24 protein-coding genes are annotated in these 21,758 nt (G+C 33.7%); 11 read left to right on the forward strand and 13 right to left on the reverse strand.

All coding sequences use genetic code 11. The annotated features are described in order from the left end of the window. Nucleotides 1-84 precede the first annotated feature (84 nt). From AW729_RS03990 to AW729_RS04005, 4 genes are all read left to right on the forward strand, one after another. Entirely contained in the window at nucleotides 85-1,545 is a 1,461-nt protein-coding gene (locus AW729_RS03990) for a glycosyltransferase family A protein (RefSeq protein ID WP_112123890.1), read from the forward strand. Nucleotides 1,546-2,100: 555 nt separating this feature from the next. Then, entirely contained in the window at nucleotides 2,101-4,122 is a 2,022-nt protein-coding gene (gene tgtA / locus AW729_RS03995; protein WP_112123891.1) for a tRNA guanosine(15) transglycosylase TgtA, read from the forward strand. Further along, entirely contained in the window at nucleotides 4,122-4,592 is a 471-nt protein-coding gene (pyrI, locus tag AW729_RS04000) for an aspartate carbamoyltransferase regulatory subunit (RefSeq protein ID WP_204355207.1), read from the forward strand. Before tgtA ends, pyrI begins: the two co-directional genes overlap by 1 nt. A 10-nt stretch (nucleotides 4,593-4,602) precedes the next feature. After that, nucleotides 4,603-5,007, forward strand: coding sequence for a secondary thiamine-phosphate synthase enzyme YjbQ (locus tag AW729_RS04005; RefSeq protein ID WP_204355195.1), 405 nt, complete (start codon nucleotides 4,603-4,605; stop codon nucleotides 5,005-5,007). A gap of 582 nt (nucleotides 5,008-5,589) precedes the next feature. Here the strand turns inward: AW729_RS04005 and AW729_RS04010 are convergent. The 4 genes from AW729_RS04010 to AW729_RS11230 all read right to left on the reverse strand — a co-directional run bounded on the left by AW729_RS04010 (nucleotide 5,590) and on the right by AW729_RS11230 (nucleotide 6,763). Beyond that, complete coding sequence (locus AW729_RS04010; RefSeq protein WP_162685783.1) at nucleotides 5,590-5,898, reverse strand: hypothetical protein; 309 nt, start codon at nucleotides 5,896-5,898, stop codon at nucleotides 5,590-5,592. Between the two features lie 18 nt (nucleotides 5,899-5,916). Next, entirely contained in the window at nucleotides 5,917-6,144 is a 228-nt protein-coding gene (locus AW729_RS04015; RefSeq protein ID WP_162685784.1) for a hypothetical protein, read from the reverse strand. A gap of 34 nt (nucleotides 6,145-6,178) precedes the next feature. Beyond that, on the reverse strand, nucleotides 6,179-6,316 hold the full coding sequence (locus tag AW729_RS11225) for a hypothetical protein (protein WP_162685785.1): 138 nt from the start codon (nucleotides 6,314-6,316) through the stop codon (nucleotides 6,179-6,181). Between the two features lie 270 nt (nucleotides 6,317-6,586). Further along, nucleotides 6,587-6,763, reverse strand: coding sequence for a hypothetical protein (locus AW729_RS11230; protein WP_162685786.1), 177 nt, complete (start codon nucleotides 6,761-6,763; stop codon nucleotides 6,587-6,589). Between the two features lie 248 nt (nucleotides 6,764-7,011). Between AW729_RS11230 and AW729_RS11500 the strand changes: the two genes are divergently transcribed. Beyond that, nucleotides 7,012-7,332 carry a hypothetical protein gene (locus AW729_RS11500; protein ID WP_236951260.1) on the forward strand — a complete coding sequence of 107 codons (321 nt, stop codon included), beginning with the start codon at nucleotides 7,012-7,014 and terminating at the stop codon, nucleotides 7,330-7,332. 6 nt (nucleotides 7,333-7,338) lie between these two features. Next, a complete protein-coding gene (locus AW729_RS11505; RefSeq protein WP_257791421.1) occupies nucleotides 7,339-7,923 on the forward strand; it encodes a virulence RhuM family protein in 585 nt (194 codons plus the stop codon). A gap of 281 nt (nucleotides 7,924-8,204) precedes the next feature. Here AW729_RS11505 and AW729_RS04025 read toward each other — a convergent pair whose 3' ends face one another. The 3 genes from AW729_RS04025 to AW729_RS04035 all read right to left on the reverse strand — a co-directional run bounded on the left by AW729_RS04025 (nucleotide 8,205) and on the right by AW729_RS04035 (nucleotide 11,661). Beyond that, the gene (locus tag AW729_RS04025) at nucleotides 8,205-9,353 is read right to left on the reverse strand and encodes an aldo/keto reductase (protein WP_112123895.1); all 1,149 of its coding nucleotides are present in this window, start codon (nucleotides 9,351-9,353) and stop codon (nucleotides 8,205-8,207) included. A 242-nt stretch (nucleotides 9,354-9,595) separates the two neighbouring features. Beyond that, on the reverse strand, nucleotides 9,596-11,275 hold the full coding sequence (pheT, locus tag AW729_RS04030) for a phenylalanine--tRNA ligase subunit beta (RefSeq protein WP_112123896.1): 1,680 nt from the start codon (nucleotides 11,273-11,275) through the stop codon (nucleotides 9,596-9,598). A gap of 32 nt (nucleotides 11,276-11,307) precedes the next feature. Beyond that, nucleotides 11,308-11,661, reverse strand: coding sequence for a hypothetical protein (locus AW729_RS04035; protein WP_112123897.1), 354 nt, complete (start codon nucleotides 11,659-11,661; stop codon nucleotides 11,308-11,310). 453 nt (nucleotides 11,662-12,114) lie between these two features. On the opposite strand from AW729_RS04035, the gene AW729_RS04040 reads away from it, so the two are divergent. The 3 genes from AW729_RS04040 (at nucleotide 12,115) to AW729_RS04050 (ending at nucleotide 14,390) form a co-directional block, all read left to right on the forward strand. After that, nucleotides 12,115-12,501 carry a transcriptional regulator gene (locus tag AW729_RS04040; protein WP_112123898.1) on the forward strand — a complete coding sequence of 129 codons (387 nt, stop codon included), beginning with the start codon at nucleotides 12,115-12,117 and terminating at the stop codon, nucleotides 12,499-12,501. A gap of 170 nt (nucleotides 12,502-12,671) precedes the next feature. After that, complete coding sequence (locus AW729_RS04045; RefSeq protein WP_112123899.1) at nucleotides 12,672-13,298, forward strand: TetR/AcrR family transcriptional regulator; 627 nt, start codon at nucleotides 12,672-12,674, stop codon at nucleotides 13,296-13,298. Further along, the gene (locus AW729_RS04050) at nucleotides 13,299-14,390 is read left to right on the forward strand and encodes a radical SAM/SPASM domain-containing protein (protein ID WP_112123900.1); all 1,092 of its coding nucleotides are present in this window, start codon (nucleotides 13,299-13,301) and stop codon (nucleotides 14,388-14,390) included. 178 nt (nucleotides 14,391-14,568) lie between these two features. On the opposite strand, the gene AW729_RS04055 is transcribed toward AW729_RS04050, so the two are convergent. From AW729_RS04055 to AW729_RS04070, 4 genes are all read right to left on the reverse strand, one after another. Next, the gene (locus AW729_RS04055; protein ID WP_112123901.1) at nucleotides 14,569-15,507 is read right to left on the reverse strand and encodes a DUF1848 domain-containing protein; all 939 of its coding nucleotides are present in this window, start codon (nucleotides 15,505-15,507) and stop codon (nucleotides 14,569-14,571) included. A gap of 222 nt (nucleotides 15,508-15,729) precedes the next feature. Further along, nucleotides 15,730-16,287, reverse strand: a complete 558-nt coding sequence (gene rfbC, locus AW729_RS04060; protein WP_112123902.1) for a dTDP-4-dehydrorhamnose 3,5-epimerase — start codon at nucleotides 16,285-16,287, stop codon at nucleotides 15,730-15,732. Nucleotides 16,288-16,297: 10 nt separating this feature from the next. Then, entirely contained in the window at nucleotides 16,298-17,530 is a 1,233-nt protein-coding gene (locus tag AW729_RS04065) for a GDP-mannose 4,6-dehydratase (RefSeq protein WP_112123903.1), read from the reverse strand. Between the two features lie 96 nt (nucleotides 17,531-17,626). After that, complete coding sequence (locus AW729_RS04070; RefSeq protein ID WP_162685787.1) at nucleotides 17,627-18,760, reverse strand: glycosyltransferase family 4 protein; 1,134 nt, start codon at nucleotides 18,758-18,760, stop codon at nucleotides 17,627-17,629. Between the two features lie 260 nt (nucleotides 18,761-19,020). Here AW729_RS04070 and AW729_RS04075 point away from each other — a divergent pair, with 260 nt between their 5' ends. Together AW729_RS04075 and AW729_RS04080 are read left to right on the forward strand one after the other, a co-directional pair. After that, nucleotides 19,021-19,593: a flavodoxin family protein gene (locus AW729_RS04075; RefSeq protein ID WP_112123905.1), complete on the forward strand. Its 573-nt coding sequence runs from the start codon at nucleotides 19,021-19,023 to the stop codon at nucleotides 19,591-19,593. 51 nt (nucleotides 19,594-19,644) lie between these two features. Next, nucleotides 19,645-20,013, forward strand: coding sequence for a DUF4258 domain-containing protein (locus AW729_RS04080; RefSeq protein ID WP_112123906.1), 369 nt, complete (start codon nucleotides 19,645-19,647; stop codon nucleotides 20,011-20,013). A 200-nt stretch (nucleotides 20,014-20,213) separates the two neighbouring features. On the opposite strand, the gene AW729_RS04085 is transcribed toward AW729_RS04080, so the two are convergent. Both AW729_RS04085 and AW729_RS04090 read right to left on the reverse strand, forming a co-directional pair. Then, the gene (locus tag AW729_RS04085) at nucleotides 20,214-20,894 is read right to left on the reverse strand and encodes a hypothetical protein (protein ID WP_112123907.1); all 681 of its coding nucleotides are present in this window, start codon (nucleotides 20,892-20,894) and stop codon (nucleotides 20,214-20,216) included. 11 nt (nucleotides 20,895-20,905) lie between these two features. Continuing rightward, the gene (locus tag AW729_RS04090; protein WP_112123908.1) at nucleotides 20,906-21,514 is read right to left on the reverse strand and encodes a hypothetical protein; all 609 of its coding nucleotides are present in this window, start codon (nucleotides 21,512-21,514) and stop codon (nucleotides 20,906-20,908) included. Nucleotides 21,515-21,758 lie beyond the last annotated feature (244 nt).

Below are 21,758 nucleotides of genomic sequence, written 5' to 3' on the forward strand. Positions count from 1 at the left end.
CTATTAATTATTAATTAAACAAAGATATTATTATAAAAATAATGTGTGAAATTACTTCTTTAAAAAGATGGATGTTAGAAAAAAATGTCTTCAAATGAAAATAAACCAAAAATGGGTATTAAAAAGAAAATATTCGATATTAGATATTATCTTTATACGAATAGAGAATATCGTAGAATATTGAAGGATATTATATTTGAAAATAAGGATATCAATACATTCAAAAGAGACACTATCATAACCATTGAAGACAATCCAAAATTAAATCTTGACTTAAGTGAGGATTACATTGAAGAAGCAATACTTCCCAAACACTTCCAACATAACACAACACATCTTCCTTCAGGACTAAAGAAATTATCATTTGAAAACAACTTATACAAAGAGATTATCATAGATTTATTCAGCAATAAAATATACTTTGATGCATACAAAAAAATTACTGAATTAAACCTTTTTGACACTGTGTACTACGAAAAAGAATACAAATATAATTTAAGTGTACCTGCAATCTTCCACTACCTTTACAGGGGCCATGATGAGGGTAAAAATCCTAGTTCTTACTTTGACGGGAATTTTTATGAAGACTTCAATCCTAACTGTCGAAAGTCCAATTTAAATCCATTAGTCTATTTTGTATTAAAAGGTATGGAGGAAGGACTTATTAAGATAAATAAAGAATTTTACCAACCAAAATCCATCAACAGATTGAAACTTAATGATAATATCAAAACTTTTGACAAATATGGATTAAATAAAGAAGAACGTAACAGAAAAATAATAATCTCATTAACATCATACCCCCTACGTATGGATGAAATAGCCTATACCATTTATTCACTTTTAAATCAAAAATTAAAACCGGATAAAATCATATTATGGCTTGCCAAAGAGGAATTTCCTAACTTAGAAGAGGATATTCCTGAAACAATATTGAAATTCAAAAAGAATGGCCTTTCGATTCATTGGTATCATAATGTTTACTCATATAAAAAGTTGATTCCTACTTTAAAAAAGTATCCCAATGATTTGATTGTAACTGTCGATGATGACATATATTATCCACAGAATTGGCTTGAAAAACTTTACAACACACATTTATCAAACCCTAATGACATTATAATTCATAGAGCCCGCCATATGATTATGAAAAATAATAAGGAATTTACAGATTATACAACATGGAAACTTATTAAAGAAGAAACAGAAGCATCCTACTTAAACTTTATGACTGGTGCCGGTGGAATATTATATCCACCCCATACATTATATCAAGATGTATTTAATGAGGAAAGATTCTTGGAGTTATGTAAATATGGTGATGATATATGGTTTTGGGCAATGGCAGTACTTAAACATACCAAGTTTAAGGTAGTTGACAATTGTTTCTATGATTTAATATATGTTAATCCAGCTCGTGAAGTAAACTTACTAAATGAAGAGACACTATGGTTAAATAATCGAAAAGGCAGTAATGACCGCCAAATAAAAGCTGTTGTAAAGTATTACCCAGAAATAACTGACATAATCCAGGATAACATTTAATTAAAATATTTATTTAAGTAAATATTATCGTTTCTTGAGCGTAATCAATTATTATCATAAACCAATAATAAACTAAATGATTTAATTACAAATATGATTATATATATTAATAAACAAACAATATAATGAGGAAGGTTATAATTGAATTTATTATTAATTTAATATATATTGCTATTTACACATTCTATATTTATAATACTTCCTCAATTTAAAAAAAATAACAAAATTATATATCTTTTTTTATAAAAAATAGTTATTACCCTTAAACATTTTTAATAAAAAAAATCATTTTCTTAGTTTAAATATTTATTCAAAAACCTTTTACAAACATATATTTTGAAGAAAAGTTTACATAAATAATATATTAGAGATGAACTCACCAACCACTAGGATACCCTCACATTATTCCATCCCAAAAAATTTTATTAAAATTATATCCCCAACGTTTACATAAAATACATTTAATACTTCTACCACCATAATCTAAATTCAATATATCACAAATTATTTCAATAGACGAATTACATAAATTATATTAATATATACAAAAATTGGATGTGTATTTTTTTGGATTTTGAGATTAAATATAAAGATGCTATGGCACGTATTGGAAAGTTTAAAACACCACATGGAAGTGTTACAACACCAAACCTTATGCCTGTGGTTCATCCGGGCAAGCAGACTCTTGATGTTAAGCAGTTTGGTGCGGAGATTGTTATTACTAATTCATATATCATTTATAAAAATGAGAAGCTTAAACAAAAGGCACTCACTGATGGTGTTCATAGTCTTATAGATTTCCCTGGTACTATTGAAACCGATAGTGGATCGTTCCAGTTATCTGTCTATGGTGATATTGACATTACAAACGAGGAAGTCATTAAGTTTCAGGAGGATATTGGTACTGATATTGGTACTTCATTGGATATTCCGACGGCTCCTTATGTTAAGCGTGAAGAGGCCGAGGCCGACTTGGAGGTTACGTTGGAAAGGGCTGAGGAGGCAATTAACGTACGTGACAAGTTGCTCTTAAATAGTGTTGTGCAGGGTTCTACTTTCTGTGATTTAAGAGAGTACTGTGCTAGGGAAATCAGCAAGTTTGATGCGGATATTTATCCTATCGGTGCGGTTGTTCCTCTTATGGAGATGTATCGTTATAGTGACCTGGTTGATGTTGTCATGTACTCGATGAGGGGTCTTCCTGAGGATACTCCACGTCACTTGATGGGTGCCGGTCATCCGATGGTGTTTGCTCTTACCGTTGCTATGGGCTGTGACCTCTTTGACAGTGCCGCTTATATATTGTATGCAAATAAGGATAGGTTTATGATGCCTGATGGTACTTTGAAGCTGGAGGATATGGTTGAAATGCCTTGTAGTTGTCGTGTGTGCTGTGAATATACTGTTGATGATTTACGTCAAATGAAGCAGGAAGATCGTGCCAAGTTAATTGCAGAGCATAATCTTCATATTAGTTTTGCCGAGATTAGACGTATCAGGCAGGCTATTGTTGATGGAGAGCTTATGAAGTTAGTAGAATTACGTTGCAGATCTCATCCATTCTTACTTGACGGGCTTAGAAGACTTAAGGAATACACTGAGGATATGGAGCACTTGAATCCTAGCAGTAAACGTTCAGCATTCTTTTACACCGGTTATGAATCATTATATAGACCTGAAGTTAAAAGACATCTTGAGAAGTTAGCTAATCTCACCCCTAATAGCAAAAATCTGATTGTAATGCCACATACCAATAAGCCATACACGAGATATGTCTTTAAGGAACATATAAAGAAATACACTGATAAGCTGGTGCAGTACTATACGAATAGTCAAAACTTGGATACTGACTTTTCTGATAGTGATGTTGTCGTGTGTGACGTGCCTTTTGGTATCATACCTCTTGGATTGGATGAGTTTTATCCGCTTGCACAGAATGAATCACCATCTATTATGGATGATGATGCCAAAAAGTTCATCAAACAACAACTGGAAGAATACATCAAAGGATATGATAATGTAATTATTCATAAAAATCTGGTTGAAAAGCTTGACTTGACCGGATTATATGAGGTTAACGATACGCTCAGTCTACCTGACAAGTCAATATCCGACTTTGACAGATTAAAGGATATAGCCGATTATCAATTTGGAAGTGGTGCAGGTGAAGCACTGTTTGGAAATAATCAAAACAACATTAAGATAGAAAAAAGCAGAAAGACAGGTAAAATCAGACATGTGTATGAGGATGGAAAGATTATCGTCAATATGCGTGCTAATGACGGATTTTTGATATTGAGTGATCTTGGTGCCATAAGATTACATGAAAAGTTCAACTATCCTATGCATCGGGTTGTCGTATCGGAGGATGTTGAGGAATTTGCCGTTGCGGGCAAGAGTGTGTTTAACAAGTTTGTAGTTGAATGTGATGAATCAATACGACGTAATGATGAAGTGTTGATTGTTAACAGGAATGATGAATTGCTGGCATATGGTAAGGCATTACTGTCAAGCTATGAGATTAATGACTTTGACAATGGCCAGGCGATAAAAACTAGAAAGATGAAGAACAGGTGATTAAAGTGACAGAGAAAAAACATTTGAAAGTTAAATCTATTAAAAATGGTACTGTTATAGATCATATAACTGCCAATCGTGCATTAAGTGTACTTAACATATTAAACCTGCCTGATGAGGATACTTCCCTTACTGTGGCTATGAATGTGGAAAGTCCTGATATGTCACGTAAGGATATTGTTAAAATTGAAAATAGGGAATTATCACAGGATGAAGTTGATAAATTGGTACTTATCGCACCTAATGCTACTATCAACATTATCCGTGACTATGAGATTACCCGTAAGGCAAGACTTGAGCTTAAGGATGAAATCAGTGATGTCATTACCTGCAGTAATCCTAACTGTATCTCCAACTCAAATGAGCCTATCAAGACCAAGTTTTACGTTCAAAGCAAAAAGCCTGTGATTTTAAGATGTCATTTTTGTGAACGTACCATGGACTTGGATGATATTGAAGAACAATTCTAACTGATTAGATATGATAATCGAATCAATAACCATTGATAGTGCCGAAAAATGTGAATTGATTAATATTACATCGAATATCAATGAGATTATCGGTAAAAACAACGTTGAAAGTGGACTTGTAAACATTTCAACCAGGCATACGACAAGTGGCATTATCATTAATGAGGATGAAAGTGGATTGAAGGAGGATATTGTTAATGTTCTTGAGGAAATTATCCCCTATAAGAACTATCTTCATGACAGAATAGACAACAATGCCCGTAGTCACTTGATGGCGACAATTACAACGCCGACACAGACTTTGCCGATTGTCGATGGCCGATTGTCATTAGGTACTTGGCAGAGTATATTCTTTTTGGAGTTGGATGGACCCCGGTTAAATAGAAAAGTTACAATATCTATTTTAAGGGACTGATCCCACATCTTTTTTTAAAACCAATCGCTGGATTATGAGTTATACTCCCTAAACCCAAATAAATATTATAGCATTTTTAAACCTTTTTGAATAATATTTTGAAAATCAAATATGCTTTTGCACATATCCATCCAAACAGACGAAATATATACAAAAAAGTTAAATCATATTTTTCTTTTTTTAATAATAAAACTATTTTTATCCAACAATCAAACTAGAATAATTCTTCAAAAGAGCGTGGTTTAAATTGGTAGTTCAAATAAATATTGGTTGAAATATTAATCACAACTATATTTTACTTAGATGTTAAATTGTTTTTTCAATTTATTAAATCCATCATGTATATGAATCGATTGAATATGTTTAATTTCTCCCACGATTGTATAGCATAGTCAGAGCTTGCATGCTTGCATACAAAAAAAACTCTTTAATAGGTTTGTGAAGCAATCATAATAAGTTTGCCTGATTATATAAAAAGACCAAAATACGTTTTAATTAGAAGCAATTTAATCGTTTCTATGCATACACAATCAATACACATTCCATTAACTACAAATTTTAAAAAAAAAGAAAAAATGAAGGTTATTTTATTGTAATATTTTCAGCATAATTTTTGGTATCATTATCAACCGTATATTCTACTTTTAGTTCATGATTGCCGAGTAGGCCATCGATAATTTCGAAGATAATAGTGAATATATCATCGCCGACTGTAGCATTGAATACCACTTTACCATCTAAATATACTATTAAATGTCCAATTGTAAAATTTTGGCCAAATATCTCATTCAATGACTGGATGGTAAAGTATCTTCCCTTAAATACAACGTTATCCTTAACCATTACCTTATAGGTTTTGTTTAATAGAATTAGAAATTCCTGAATTTTCAAAATTAACATTTGATGTTGTTAAATTGGAACTTTCAACAAAATTGCAGTAGCCCTGGTATTTTTAATGTTTAAGTTACTGATATTCATATTTGAATTTATAACATTAAATAAAAATCCCAAACCATTCATATTAAGGGTAGGATTATTTCCCTCTATGACTATATTTGAATAAGCAATAGGAATTCCATTAATTGTATAATCATAATCATAGTTCATATCAAAAGCATAATCCAGCTTTAAAGTCAAATTAGATTCGCCATCTTCTAAATCTTTCTTGAAATCAATTATGGACCTGTTTTGACTTCATTGTCGTTGTAGTTGTTGTATCATCATCAATTGTGTTTGACAAATCACCAGCAGCATTTTCCGTTGTGGAATTATCTGTGGCTGATACGATGGATGTTGATAATAAACACACAATAATTGGACTTATAAATATATAAACTATTTTATTACTCGTTTTTTCACCTACTTAAAGTATATTATATATTGGAACATGTTAATATTTTTTTTAAGTCCCTATGAGGATATGCTTTAGGGAATTATTTTTAAATCATGAAAATATTAATTTTTTCAAGTCCCGATTCAAATTATCTCATGGACCATCATACAAAGATACTGCAAAAAAGAGTAAGTTAAATTAATACTTCCAACAAACACCATTAATAATATTAAGTAAAGCTTGAATTTACTTACATGCCGAAGTGTTTTTCAACTTTTTTAAGCTCATCAGATATATACAAAGTGACTGCAGACATACACTTTCACACTTTCTGCAGGATGTACAGTTATGTGCCTGTCGGTCCTCATACAAATGAAACTTGTATTGGACAGAATTTACAGACTCATCCTGCAGCATGTCCATATTGTACTCCCTGAAACACTTGTTAATATCACATAAAATTTATAGGTATCCTTTAATCGAAATCATAATATCATTCAAAAATTAAACAATGATTAATATTTATAAAATAATATCCATAAATAATAATAAATAATAATAAATAATCAAATATGTTCATCATAATTATAAATAAATTTAAAATTTATTAAAAGAAAAATTTAAATATAAATGATATCTTAAAAATATAATTAATTAGGAGTTTATTAAATATGTCCAACTTTAAATTAATGGAAACATTACAGTATAAAAGTGAAAATAGCAATATTGAAGGTGATTTTTTAATTGGTGAAGACACACTATGGGCTTCACAAAGAGTAGTTGCAGAGATTTTTGGAACAACAACTCAAAACATATCCAAACATTTTAACAAAATTATAGAAAATGAAGAGCTTATAGAAAATGAAGTTAGTATAAGTTCTAAAAAACTATTTGGAGAGAATTCCGAGTTTATCAACTCAGAGTTGAAAAACTATAAAAAAGGTGGAAGACCTCAAAAATGGTACAATTTAGATGCAATAATATCCATATGATATAGAATTAACAGTAAAGAAGCAACACAATTTAGAAAATGGTCAAATAAAATTTTAAAGGAATATATGGTCAAAGGTTATGTTCTTGATAAAGAATTACTTAAGAAAGGTGGAAGATTTACAAAAGATTATTTCGATGAACTATTAGAAGAAATTAAAGAAATAAGAATATCGGAAAGAAGATTTAATCAAAAATTAACAGACTTATATGCAACAAGTTACGATTACGATAAAAATGCAGACATTACTAAGGAATTCTTCGCAACAGTTCAAAACAAAGTAATTTATGCCGTAACACAACAGACCGCCGCCGAAATAATAGATTCCAGAAGTGATGAAAATGAGACAAATATGGGATTAACAACATGGAACAAAGCACCTAATGGAAAAATACTTCTTAATGATATAGTCATATCCAAAAATTATTTAAATCAAAAGGAATTAAAAAGATTGAATAACCTGGTTGATGGATTCCTTAATTTAGCCGAATCAAGAACAATAGATATGATTCCTATGAGCATGAAAGATTGGAAATCATTGCTAGATGATTATATCAAATTATCAAGATTGCCAATACTGGTCGATAAATGAAAAATATCCTCAAAAACAGCAATAAAACACGTGAAAGAAAAATATGAAAAATTCCGTGTAAATCAAGATAAAAAATTCGAATCAGACTTTGATAAAATGATTGAAGAAATTAAACGTATCGAAGGGAAATAATCAATATTTCCCCTCCCCATTCTTCTATTGTATAAACCGATTAAAGAAGAAACAATTACACGATTTTAAACCAAGATAATGAATTAGAACAAAGTAAATAAATATTTCCATAAACATTACTGGAAATATCATCAAAAGTTTGATTTTACTTACATGCCGAAGTGTTTTTCCACTTTTTTAAGCTCATCAGATATACAAATTGACTGCGGACATACACTTTCACACTTTCTGCAGGATGTACAGTTATGTGCCTGTCGGTCCTCATTCAAATGAAACTTGTATTGGACAGAATTTACAGATTCATCCTGCAGCATGTCCATATTGTACTCCCTGAAACACTTAGGTATGTTTACACCGAATGGACATGGCATGCAATAGTTACAACCCGTGCATGGAATGCTGTTTAATTTTTCATATTCGGTTTTTACCTCAAACAACAATTGTTTATCCTCATCCGAGAGCATTCCAGTTTGTGCATTATCCACCAGTGCAATATTTTCCTTTACCTGTTTGAAATTACTCATTCCACTTAGTACGCAGTTTACCTCTTTTTTGTCCCATAGGTAATTGAATGCCCATTCACGGTAATTATATTGCCGATCTGATTTTTTAAAGATGTCTTCCACACTTTTTGGGTGGTTGCCGGCAAGTTGTCCTCCACGTAGCGGCTCCATTATCACTGTACCGATATTCAGGTCATGTAATTTACGTATACCCTCAAGTCCCGGGTTTTCATCATAGTCCAGGTAGTTTAGTTGTGTGAGTGCACACTCCCACTTGTCATAGTCCTCGAGTATCTGACTTAAAAGTTCATATGATCCGTGTGTTGAGAAGCATGCATGTTTTATTCTTCCATCACTTAAGGCTCTGTCTACAAATTCATATAATCCAGCTTCCCTAATATCCTCATAGTAGGAATCCTTTATGGAATGAACGTAGAACAACTCTATTGAGTCTCGTTGTAGTCTTTCTAATTGTTTGTCCAGTGTCGCGTCAAAGTATTCCCAGGAGGTTATCTCCCATGAGGGCATCTTGGTTGATATGTGTATATTGCTATATCCGTTTAGCAGTTCTCCGATTATGCTTTCGCTTACACCCGGTTTTGATCTGTCGATGGTGTGATATACCCATGCCGTGTCAAAGATGTTTACTCCCTTTTCTACTGCATATTCAATCATCTTTTCTGTTTCTTTAATATCCACGTGTTCCGGGTGTTCATCAATAAGTGGTAGTCTCATTGCCCCAAAACCCAGTATTGATGCTTTTATACCTGTTTTTCCCAAAGTCCTATATTTCATATGTATATATTTGTAAAAAGAGATTATTAAATGTGATAAGATTAGGTATCTTCTACCATTATTATTGGAGTTTCATACAAAAATAGATCCAATTAAAAAAAAAAAGATATAAAAATAGTAAAAAAAGAATTATGAATTATTTATATAATTCATGTTTTTATTTAACGCACTGATAGCATAAGCATCATTTACTATGCTTCTAAGATCATCAAAGCCGACATTTTTTCAAAAAAGATATCCGATTATTCTTTTTGGCCAAATTCGACTTCAAACAAGACTACCGGATATTCCAAATCAAAGTTTGTGATTACTTCAGGATGTACTTCACCATAGAAACCAGTGAATGTAAACGGTAGTTTATCATCCAAGGCGACTGCTTTGAAGTCTGCACATCGGCCGGGGATAAATATTGAATTGTCACTTTCTGATATGTTCATTTCAAAGCCCATGTTTGATACGAATGATTCGACTATGGCCTTTATGTCGGTATAGTTGGCATTTGAGGATACCATTGCGGCGGCCATTTTTTTAACTGTTCTCATTTTGACCTCGGCGGATTCATCAATGTAGCCTACATCACCTATTTCAAATATCTTCTGTGGAAGTTCCTCGTGTTTGTTGTCCTCGAGGAATTCAAGAAGGCTGTTTACCAAGCTTTTTCTTATCATCGTACGGTCCTGTGTTATTGGCTGGGCAACTGTGATTCTGTCTTCTTCTACCTCTTTGTTGAGTTTTGTGTAGTGTTGGTCTTCACTGGTTAGCATTAGGCTTTTTATCTCGGTAAATCCCAGTCCTATCATTACCTGTTCAAGGATTTGATCAAACTGTCTTTTAGGGTCCGGGTTGGCTATTGTGGAAAATGTTGGCAGTTCAGCAGGCAGATCATTGAATCCGTAACCTAATGCTATGTTTTCTATTATGTCAACTTCGTGGAGTATGTCTATACGATATCTTGGCACCGTTACGCGGACAGTATTGTCATCCACCTTTTCTGCGTTGAATCTGGTTTTTTCCAGTGTTTGGATGATTTTTTCCGCGGTCAGTTCCATTCCAATGTATTCGGATGCTGTGTCCACGTGTACATCAAGTACTTTGGCATCAAACTGTGGGTATGTTATGTTGTCATGGTATGGGTATACTACTTCAACTTCCTCTATTGAATCAGCGTTTTCCGATAGGTTTGATGCGATTATGTTTAGTGCATTGGTTACTGCAGTTAGGTCTGTTCCGGTCACGTCAATAAATAGGTTTTTGGTATCTGTTGTTAGTTTGGTTAGGTCACTGTTTATTATCGGTGGCATGGACATGATATTGTCGTTGGAGTCAACTATCAGTGGATATTTGTCATAGTCACTTATTAGCTTGGAGTATTTTTCTCCCTTGTCATGCGTTTTTAGTATTTGGTTTAAGGTTTCCTCATTTTCACAGTCCAGTGCTACAAACTTATCCTCATCCGGTGTTCCTGCCTTGTAGTAGAATGGCCCTGTTACCGTATCGTAGTCATGTATTCCTATTGCGACCTTTTTTCTGTCCCTTCCTATTACCCAGTGGAGATGTTCCTGAAATTCCATGATATTTTTTAGTTCATCATCATTTATTTCCACACCTTTTATTATACAGGAGGCTACATATGGACGTATGTCCTCCAAGTCGGCATCCACTGTCAGGGTTATGTCGGTTGGAACTACTTCATATTCGGGCATTCCAACTTCTATATCCAGGTATCCTTTAAGTGCCCTTACTATTCCCTCGATACTATAATAATCCGGTCGGTTAGGGAAAAACTCTGCTTTTACTTCCTCTTCATCGTATGATTCAACATCACTTGATATCATCGGCAGTATATCTATAAGCTCTTTTTTATCTAACGTACAACCTAATTGTTTGAATAATTCATCATATGTAAAGTTTATAACAGGCATTCTATCAATCCTTTAGTTTTTTGTTTTTATTTCTATAATGCTAATATTATCATGAAAAATATAGATTCTACTGTAAAGTGCAGACATCTATGCTGTAATGGTGTCATCTTCCATTCATAGAAATTATGTGTTAAATCTATTATCAAATGAATGGATCCTGCCAGTACTCCAATGGTAAATGACTGGAATACCAACGCCAATACTATAAAATGGAATATTGCCTCAAGCACTTCATGTACTATCCATGCTACAAATGCAGAGTTTACCATGTGGTATATCATTTCACCGAATATAATGTAGAAATCACTGAATGTATGCCATAGGATTCCATGCAATATATCAGAACATGCCAGTACAACTGCAATATAAAACCATAATATGCTCATAAGTATCACCCCATTGAAATTGGAGTTGAATTTCTATTTTTTTTAAATTTTTCAAATATATTACTATACTTATGTTAATATATATAATTTATATTTAATTAATGTTGGCAATTAAATGTATATATTGCTTTGTTAGAGGATATAAGAAATGGCGGATACCCCCATAGCATAACGGGTAAAAATGCACATGTGAAATGATTCGATAATTTAATAATTAAAGAAGCTTTATTATGTAATTTTTATATGACAAGAAGCATAATAAGTATTTATTTGCAAAAAAGTCGTTGTATCTTTAACTTGTTTTATTCAACAATGACCGTATTTTCCAACATGTTTTTTATTCAAAAAGTTGACCATGAAAAAATTACATAACATTGTGAAGTTTTAAATATTATCGTTTTTATAACATATATTATATAGTAATTTTCAAAAATCAACTAAGGAGGGGTTTAGATGAAACCACCATGTGAAATAGTTGTATGGTATGTTATCCCATCCATTAGATCAAAGCTTGCAAAAGAGTTATTTGAACTTGGCATGAAACAGAAGGATATTTCAGAGCAATTAGACATCACACAGCCCGCCGTAAGCCAATACCTAAGAGATAAACGTGGACATGAAATGGAATTCAACCCAGTGGTAAATCAATACATCAAGAATATGGCCCGTGACATGATGGATGGAAAACTGGAACCGATGGATTTGATACCAAGATTCTGCCATATCTGTAAGACAATCAAGACACAGGAAGTACTCTGTCAACTGCACAAAGAAAAGGTAAATATTCCAGAGTATTGTAGTGCATGTATGGGCAGTGAATCCGAAAACTGTCTAAACTAAAAAATCTATTTAATCTCCCTTTTTTTAAACATATTTTTTTGCATTAATTTAATTATTGACGTTAACGTTAAATTGTACTGTTTTGGATTTGATTTTTGAACTGGGATATACTGATTACATTTATATATCATGACATACATAATATACCTAACTAACGGTAGGTAGTTTATATGAATACTAAAGAAAAGATTTTTGATGTAGCCCTTGATTTATTTTCAAAAAAAGGATATGATTCAGTTTCCCTTAGAGAAATTGCTGAAGAAGTGGGAATTAAAAAAAGTTCAATATATAGTCATTACCCATCCAAAGAAGCAATACTTATGGACATATTTGACTATTTAACCAATCTTTTTGAATATGATGAATTGCTCAATAGTAAAGATTTGGATTTGAATGCAAACAATGAAATACTGCTTCAAAATCCGGAAAAATTTTATCATAAAGGTTCCGAAGCCATGAAGCAGATGTTTTCACAGGAAAAAAACCTTAAAATCTGGAAACTGTTATTCATTCAGATGCACCATAACGATGTAATCAGGAAATATTTCCAAGATGAAATTCTTGCCAAACCACTGATGTTCTGGGAGGGATTTTTCACTATTTTAAAAGAAAATAGTATAATTCGCCAGGAATGCAATCCAAAACTATTGGCAAAGGAATACTACAGTTTTCCGATTTACCTGATTTTGGAAATCTGTATGAAATATGATGACATTCCCCCAAGTTCGCTGGAAGATTTCTTTAACCAAGCAGAAGAGCATGCCAATTTCCTACTTGATTGTGTGAAGGTGAATTAAATGGATTTTGATATTCAAGATTATCTGGCAGGCGGTGTTGAAATCATCCTGAAGGATGCAATGCGTGCAACACTAAAAAATCCCAAGGAAAGCTTGTTTTTGCTTAAATTTTCAAAACATGCTAAAAAAGCTACTAAAATCAGACGAAAGTATGCTAAAAAAGGTAAAAATATTCCGGCTTTCCTGATAGCAAGCATTACAAGCAGTTGCAACCTGCACTGCACAGGATGCTATTCACGCGCACATGATGCATGTAATGATGACAAGCCACAAAAACAACTTACTGACGATGAATGGGAAGACATATTCAGGCAGGCAAAGGAACTTGGAATAAGTTTCATTGTTCTTGGCGGTGGTGAGCCGATGCTTAGAAGAGATGTCATACTAAAAGCAAGCAGACATCATGAAATTCTGTTTCCCATATTTACAAATGGTACCATGTTGGATGAAGAGTATTATGATTTGTTAGATAAAAATAGAAATCTGGTTCCGGTTTTATCAATAGAAGGAAATGAGGATGTGACAGATTTTAGAAGAGGAAAGGGTGTTTATAGGCAATTGATTGATTCAATGAAATATATGAGAAAAAATAATATTATCTTTGGGGCTTCACTCACATTTACTAAAGAGAATTTGCCAACACTACTTTCAGATGAATATATCAGTCAATTGCATGATTTAGGATGCAAAGTATTATTTTTCATTGAATATGTCCCTGTTGATGCCGATACTGTAAATCTTGCTCCCGGTAATGAGGAGAGGGAACTGTTATTGAATGAGATTAACTGTTTGCGTCAGGAATATTCCGACATGATATTTCTATCATTCCCGGGAGATGAAAAGACATCCGGGGGTTGTCTTGCAGCAGGTAGGGGATTTTTCCATATTAACTCACATGGCGGTGCCGAACCATGTCCTGCTTCACCATATTCCGATGTTAATGTCAATGATGCATCCCTTATTGAAGCTTTGAATTCAAACTTGTTTAAGTCCTTAAGGGATGGAGGCATTCTTATGGATGATCATGGTGGCGGTTGTGTGTTGTTTGAGCATAAGGATGATGTTGAAAGGATTTTGAAAGATGAAAGATAATTGGCAAGTGGTCACTTATATCCAACCATTTACCGGCATCCCCCCATTGTAAACTTTTAACTTTACCTGATGCTAAAAAAATATAATCCAAATGAAAGTACTGTTTAAATCCTCATTCCAATAAATTGTCAGTATTGATTCATCAGTTGTTGTTTTCAGGTTAAATAAGGAGATGTATCTAAAAATCAAATAATGTTGTTTGCTTTGGTTCAATATATCTTATTACTTCCGTATCAATTAGATTGTCATTTTCTTTAAGATGTCCAAGAAGTAATGGTGATTTCTCATCATGCAATTTAATAACATTTTTAGGAATATCGGGTTTTCGATTTGCATAGCAGTATTTGCACTCGTTTAAACAGGAGTTATATGCCCCTATATCCCTTGATGGAATACAGTGACAGTTTTTCCTAATTCCACTGGCTTTAACATCTTTATAGACTACTCCATGTGCCTGTTCCAATATTTCACGGGTGGTGCAACCTGCCGGATGAATACCATATTTCTCATAACTCTCATTTGTTGCACATGTTTGAGTGTAAAGATTATACTTCTCGGATATCTCTCCAATCCCCTTCAATAGCCTCACTTTATCTTCTTGAGTAAGCGGGATTATTTCTGGCATGTTCTGTTCAACTTTCTTATACATGTCAACAAAGCTGAAGATGCATCTGTAAACCAATGGTGAAATCCTTTCGGCCATATGTTCAAATGTTTCCAAGTGTTTTTCAACCGTGTATTTTTCAGTTAGAAGTATAGGATCGTATCTCCAAAGAATTTTATTCCTGCCAACAATACCTGATAAGCTTTCCAATGTTTTGATTGACCGGTCTATTGTTGGAACTTTAGGTTCTATATCATTTCCATATGCAGTAATCGTATAATTGCAGAGTATATTGTATTTTTCATCTATCTTGCCTATATGTTTCAATATTGGCTGGTAGTTTTTAGAGCAGAAGAGAAGACAATCCACATCTTCAGGCTTTAAACTTAACTTGTATACATTCTCTCTTGCAAATGGATTTCTTGAATATGCATATCCCTCACGAAGTCTGTTGAGTAGCCATGGAGTATAATAGTTTACTATATCTGTTCTTCCGCCAACATTTATTATCATATATCACACTACCGGTATATTTATCTGATTTAATTATTGGACGGGAAAATATTTAATGATAACTAAAAATTTCATGAAAAAATGATATGATGGAATTGATGAGAATACCTGCAGTATCATGACAAGAAAATGTATGGATAAAACTAGTCTTATTATTAACCTATATTACTTTTTTAAAAACTTTTTGAAAATAAAATGATTGAAAAAAAAATTAAAAGAAATTTAGAAGTCGGTTTCAGTTTCACTGAGCGGTAACCACTTCTTGTCCTTATCGGATAGGATGATTTCATCCAAATCATCGATTGGCCAGTTGATGGCAATTTCCTCATCATCCCATTTGATTCCGCCTTCATCATCTGCCTTGTAGTAATCGGTACATTTATATGTAAACTCCGCAGTATCTGATAAGACCACAAATCCATGTGCAAATCCGGGTGGTATGTAGAACTGTTTCTTGTTATCCTCGGAGAGTATTACACCCTCCCATTTGGCATATGTGGGTGAGTCTTTACGTAAATCCACGGCCACGTCAAAGACTTCTCCCCTGATTACACGTACAAGTTTTCCCTGTGGCTGTGTGTACTGGAAGTGAAGTCCACGGAGAACTCCCCTCTTGGATTTGGACTGATTGTCCTGTACAAATTCCTCATCTATGCCTGCTTCGGCAAATTCTTCCTTTTGGTATGTTTCCATGAAGTATCCTCGTTCATCACCGAATACCGTTGGTTCTATAACGTACACTCCCTCGATGGATGTTTCATTAAATTTGAACTTTCCCATATCCAGTCACCTACTGATTTTCAACATTTGAGTAGTAATCCAATTGGTCATCTATAATGTCACTAACTGTATGTTTAACCTCTACTCCCAGTTTCTGGATTTTCTCGGTGTTTGAAAATAGTATTGGCACCTCTGCAGGCCTGAATCTTGCAGGGTTAAACTCTACCTTAACTACTCCTTTATCGGTTTTTACGTTTATTCCCTTATCCTTGATTGTGTATTCGAGTTTGTTATCCAGCAGCATTGAGTCTACCTTGGTTTTCTCAAATGATACTCCATAGTATTTGTCCGTGTTGATTTCAGTCGGATTGTTAACCTGTTTGTCACCATTGAATGTCTCGATTGATTCGACGTTATAGCCTGCCTGATTCAAGCTTAGGAGGATGTATGTGATAATTGAGTTTGTTCTCATTGATCCCTGATTGTATACGTTTCCGCTTTTTGCCTTCTGTGCCAGTGCAATGTATCCTTCCACTATATCGTTTACGTGTGTCCAGTCACGGAAAGCGTTCACATTACCTATTACTATTTTATCGGTTAATCCCATCTTAAGCTGCATTACCTGATTTGTTACCACGCTTGTTACGAACATGTTTCCACGTCCGGCTCCTTCATGGTTGAATGCACGGCTGACTACAGTATCCACATCATAGGAGTGATAGTAGTTACGTGAGAGGTAGTCTCCGTATACCTTACTTACAGCATATGGACTCATTGGCCTGAGTGGGTTTGTCTCTGATATAGGCAGTTCATCTATTTTTCCATCTACTATATCCGGAAATATTGAACCGTATTGTTTTATGATTGAATCATATTGTTGTTTTGATGAAAATACCAATCCGTATTCTTCACTTGAACCTGCAAATACCATACGGGCATCTGTATCGGCTAGTCTCATTGCTTCAAGTAGGTTGTTTGTACCTTTTGAGTTGTTATCCTCGGTATCTGTTGGGTTGTCAAATGATTGTGGTACGAATGACTGTGCTGCAAGGTGGAATATGTAGTCAGGTTCGGATTCCTTTAATGCCTTGCTGACAGCAGTATAGTCTGTTAAGTCCCCTGTTAATGGTGTGAATTTACCGTTTAAGTCATGGTTTTTAATATTTTTTGGTATTGAACCGTCTGATCTTCTACGTACTAGTCCATATACGTTTGAACCTTCATTTATTAATTTTTCTGCGAGATAAGCTCCTACAAATCCACTGATTCCTGTTATTAGTATGTTTTTGTTTTTTAGTGACATGTTAATTATTTCCTCCAGAGAGTGTGTTCTTGAATCTATTGTTATATTATGATTTACTATGTTACTATATATGTTTCAAATGATAATTATAATCTGTTATTTTTTTATCATGGACTGTGCCAAGTCGACATATTCATCCACTATTTTATCCCAGTCAAAGTATTCTTCAACACGGGTTCTGCCATTGAATCCTATCTGTTTTTGAAGCTGTTTATCATTCAACAACAGTTCAATTTTTTCCTTTAATGCCTCCTTATCCCTTGGCTTTACAAGATATCCACTATATCCATCATCTATTACATTTACGGTTCCGCCTGATGCATATGCAATTACCGGTTTATTGCAGCAGTTTGCCTCCGCCAGTACAAGGCCAAATCCTTCACGTGTGGATGGAAGTACCAGCATTGCAGATTCTTTGATTTCACGTATCAATTCCTCATCCGTCAAGTCCTGCTTGAATGTTATGGAGTCGTTAAGGTGGTAATCGTCAACCATCTTCACAAGGTTTTCCTTTTCCTTTCCACGTCCCACTATAGTGCAGTTGACCTGGGGGTTTGTTTCTTTTATTTGTTTGACTACTTCTATAAGGTCATCCGCGTGCTTATGTGTGGCCAGTCTTGCAACGAAGATTATCCGATTGTCATCATATGAGTCCACATGTACCTTGTCAAACTTTTTAATGTCAACACCACAGTACAAAAGTTCGATGTTATCTTCACTTACGTTGAAGTCCTCAATCAGTGATTTCTGTGTTGCGGGACTTATTGTTAATATCTTATTATATGGCAGTTTAAGAAGTACTTTTTCCATCAAACTGGCAGTATTCTTGGATTGCAGCCATTGATCATTATTTGTTGTACTTGTATCATATACCACCCCTATTATTGGTGTTCTCTTGATTTTTGCCATCAATGATGAGGACAATAGTGGTGAATATGCCTGTGCATCTATCAGGTCATATTTGTGTGTCAATAACCACCTTGATACGGCAAAGAAGTATTTTATAAACGCTCCACCGCTTCTGAATGGGATATTCTCAATTTTTGGTCCGATGTGATATATGTTTATTCCATCCATCTGTTCATATTCCAAGTCTCCGGCTATCTTCATTGTGAGCAGGTCCACCTCGTGACCCAATTCCACCAGTCTCTTAGCCATATCATAGTATCTGTGTTCTCCTCCACCATTATAGTAGGGTACACAGAACTCTGCAACCATACATATCTTCATATTTTTTAACATCCTTAATCTGCTTTTGACATATTTTCTAAAAAAAAATATTTACTGTCTGATATATTTATCCGCTTTTTAATATTTTAAATGATTATAATTAAATATCTAATTATCATTATTGTTAAATATTTATCTGATTGAGGATATATAAGAAATTAGAAGTGGATATGAAATAGAAGTTATTGGATGTCCAATAGATATCTGCTAAAAAAATGATTACTATGCAAGTTTAAATAAGGGAAAATAAGGTGTTTTTTATGTTAAAAGTAGTTGGTATTGTAGGAAGCCCTAGAAAAGATGGAAATACTGAGTATATGGTTAGAAAATGTTTGGAGTATATTTCACAGGAGGATATTGAGGTGGAACTTGTAACGCTTCATGATAAGAATATAAGTTTCTGTGTAGGCTGTGATTCATGTAAAGCTACAAACAAGTGCGTGATAGATGATGACATGCAGATGCTGACAGACAAAGTCAGGGATGCCGATGGAGTGATAATGTCAAGTCCAGTATACTTCGGTGACATGACAGGCCTTGCAAAGACGTTTATTGACAGGTTAAGACCATTACGTAATGTTCATGCATTCAAATACAAGGTATGTGGTGCCGTCAGTACCGGAGGATTTCGTAACGGCGGACAAGAAAGTACCATCGCATCAATTCATGACTTCTTCCTGATTCAGGGAGGTATTGTTGTGGGTGATGATAGGCCAACGGCACACTACGGTGCTACGGGAGTAGGGGATACGTCGGATGATGACACTGCAGATATTACCTGTCAAAATCTGGCAAGAAGAATGGTGGACGTGCTTAAAAAGATTAATGACTAACAAGCATTACCTAAAAAAGATTTACAAAAAGATTATTAATGGAGTGTTATAATGGACGTGTTTGACAGATTTCTAATAGGAGATACCCATGACATTGAATGGTGCTTCGACAATACCCACTTCATCAAAAGACTGAATCAGAATAGAATATCAAGAAGTTTCATAGTGGATACCGTGTTTAATGAAGAACCCCTACGATATGAAGTAAACGGTAATGGAAAATATGAGGTATTCTTCAAGGCACCGGACAACAAGGATTACAAGGAGATTAAAGTGGTATTTGCATGTGCTGACAATAGAATAGACCTTGTAACCATTATGCCATTGGGAAGTACCGAAAGACAAAAGAACAGATACAAATCAGATAGCTATAAAAACTTGGAGAAAAAAAGGCTGCAAGCCATCAGAAAAAGAAAATAAGAGCGTATCCCATGATGTTAAAAAATGTAATGGTGGTTGTATGGATAATTATCTAATCGTAACACGAAGCACTGATTATGTAAAAGTGAAAGGATAATTGAAATATCACCGGACTTTGAGTTTTAGTTATTATTTTTCAAATCTTCGTCCAAAAAAAAGAAGTTGAGGAAAATGGGGATGGTTGTCCCCATAAATTATTTTTATTGATGTTCTACCTTTAATTTGTCACCAGGCACATCCACATTTAGAATATAACAATACTTATCATTAGATAATTTGATTACTACTTTTGCACTTTTTATCGTATTGGTTTTGGTAGCGTTTCCTGCAATTATAGGAGTTTTCACAGTACTGCCATCCGTAATCTCTGTTACATAATCCTTCTGATAGTCTTTAGACAAATCAACCTTTAATTTATTTGAGTCCAATGACATATTGTTAGCAATAGGATCCTGTTCAACACTATAATCCACTACATCCACTACAGATTTATTTTCATCATAATATGTGATGTTAACTTCTTTTTTCAAGGTATTGAAGTCTTTGGTTATATCCTCAACAAAATGTTCTTTAGCATAATCCGCATCACTTTTTGCTGATTGATTTGTCGGCGTGTAGTTAGCATCCCACGAAATCCTGTCCAAGTCAAGTGTTAAACTACCGTTCAATGTCTTATTATCATAATAGGCAGAGTCAGATCCACCCTTACCATAATCCATGAAAAAACTGGATGAATAATCATTATTGTACTTGAATGTTAACGTTGAATCATCGGGCGTTAAATTACCGCTATTTTCACTATGGCTATTTCCCAACAGCAACACCACAATACCGATAACTGCCAAAAGTGCAATAATAACCAGTATTGATTTCTTATTCATTATAATCCCACTTATGCTGTTGTTGTATTGTTGGTTGTGTCATTAGCATATACTTGACCTAATGACGTACCATTGGTATAACTTAACAGGAACGGATAATCATTTTCCATTTTAGTGATTTTATTTACGGTTTGATTCATATCCTTATCTTTTTTCTCAAATTTTGGTGCTATTTGAGTTATTTTATTAAATGCTTCAGATTGACCGATTTTACCGGATTTATAATCTTTAAATGCATTGAATACTTCTTTATAATCATCAATTCCAGACTGGGTTTGGTTAAAGTACTCAAGAATTGCTCCTATATATTCTTTACGTGTTTGATTTTTAACAGAATTATTTAAATCAACCAATATTTCCGTATCATTTTTAATTACTTCAGACATATTATCTGCTAAGGAAATCATTTGATCACATTGTTCAACTGTTGGTTCAGCACTTTCATTAATATTTAATGCTTTCGTTTGATTTTCAATTGTTTCCATATCTATTGACACTTGTGCCATCTTTTCATTGTATACTGTTTCTTCATCAGGGAATAATACCATAAATGCCACCAATGCAAGTGCCAGTACAACTATTATTCCAACGATTCCGAGAATTAATTTCTTCTGATCCATAATTATAAACTCCAAACTTTATTTATAATAAATCCAAAAACAAGCAATGACCCATTTTATGATTAGTATGCCACTTAGAATAATGGATAGTTAAGTAAATAACAACCAACCGTCATGTGCCTATTTAAAAATTTATTATATAATTATACTTTATTTTAATTAGAATATAAATCAAGTAAAGAATTTGGTTTATCCAGACATTTAAGTTTAACAAATGGAAATAAATAATATTGGTTAGAATAAA

The sequence above is a fragment of the Methanosphaera sp. BMS genome (assembly GCF_003268005.1).
In the GTDB taxonomy this organism is placed as follows: domain Archaea; phylum Methanobacteriota; class Methanobacteria; order Methanobacteriales; family Methanobacteriaceae; genus Methanosphaera.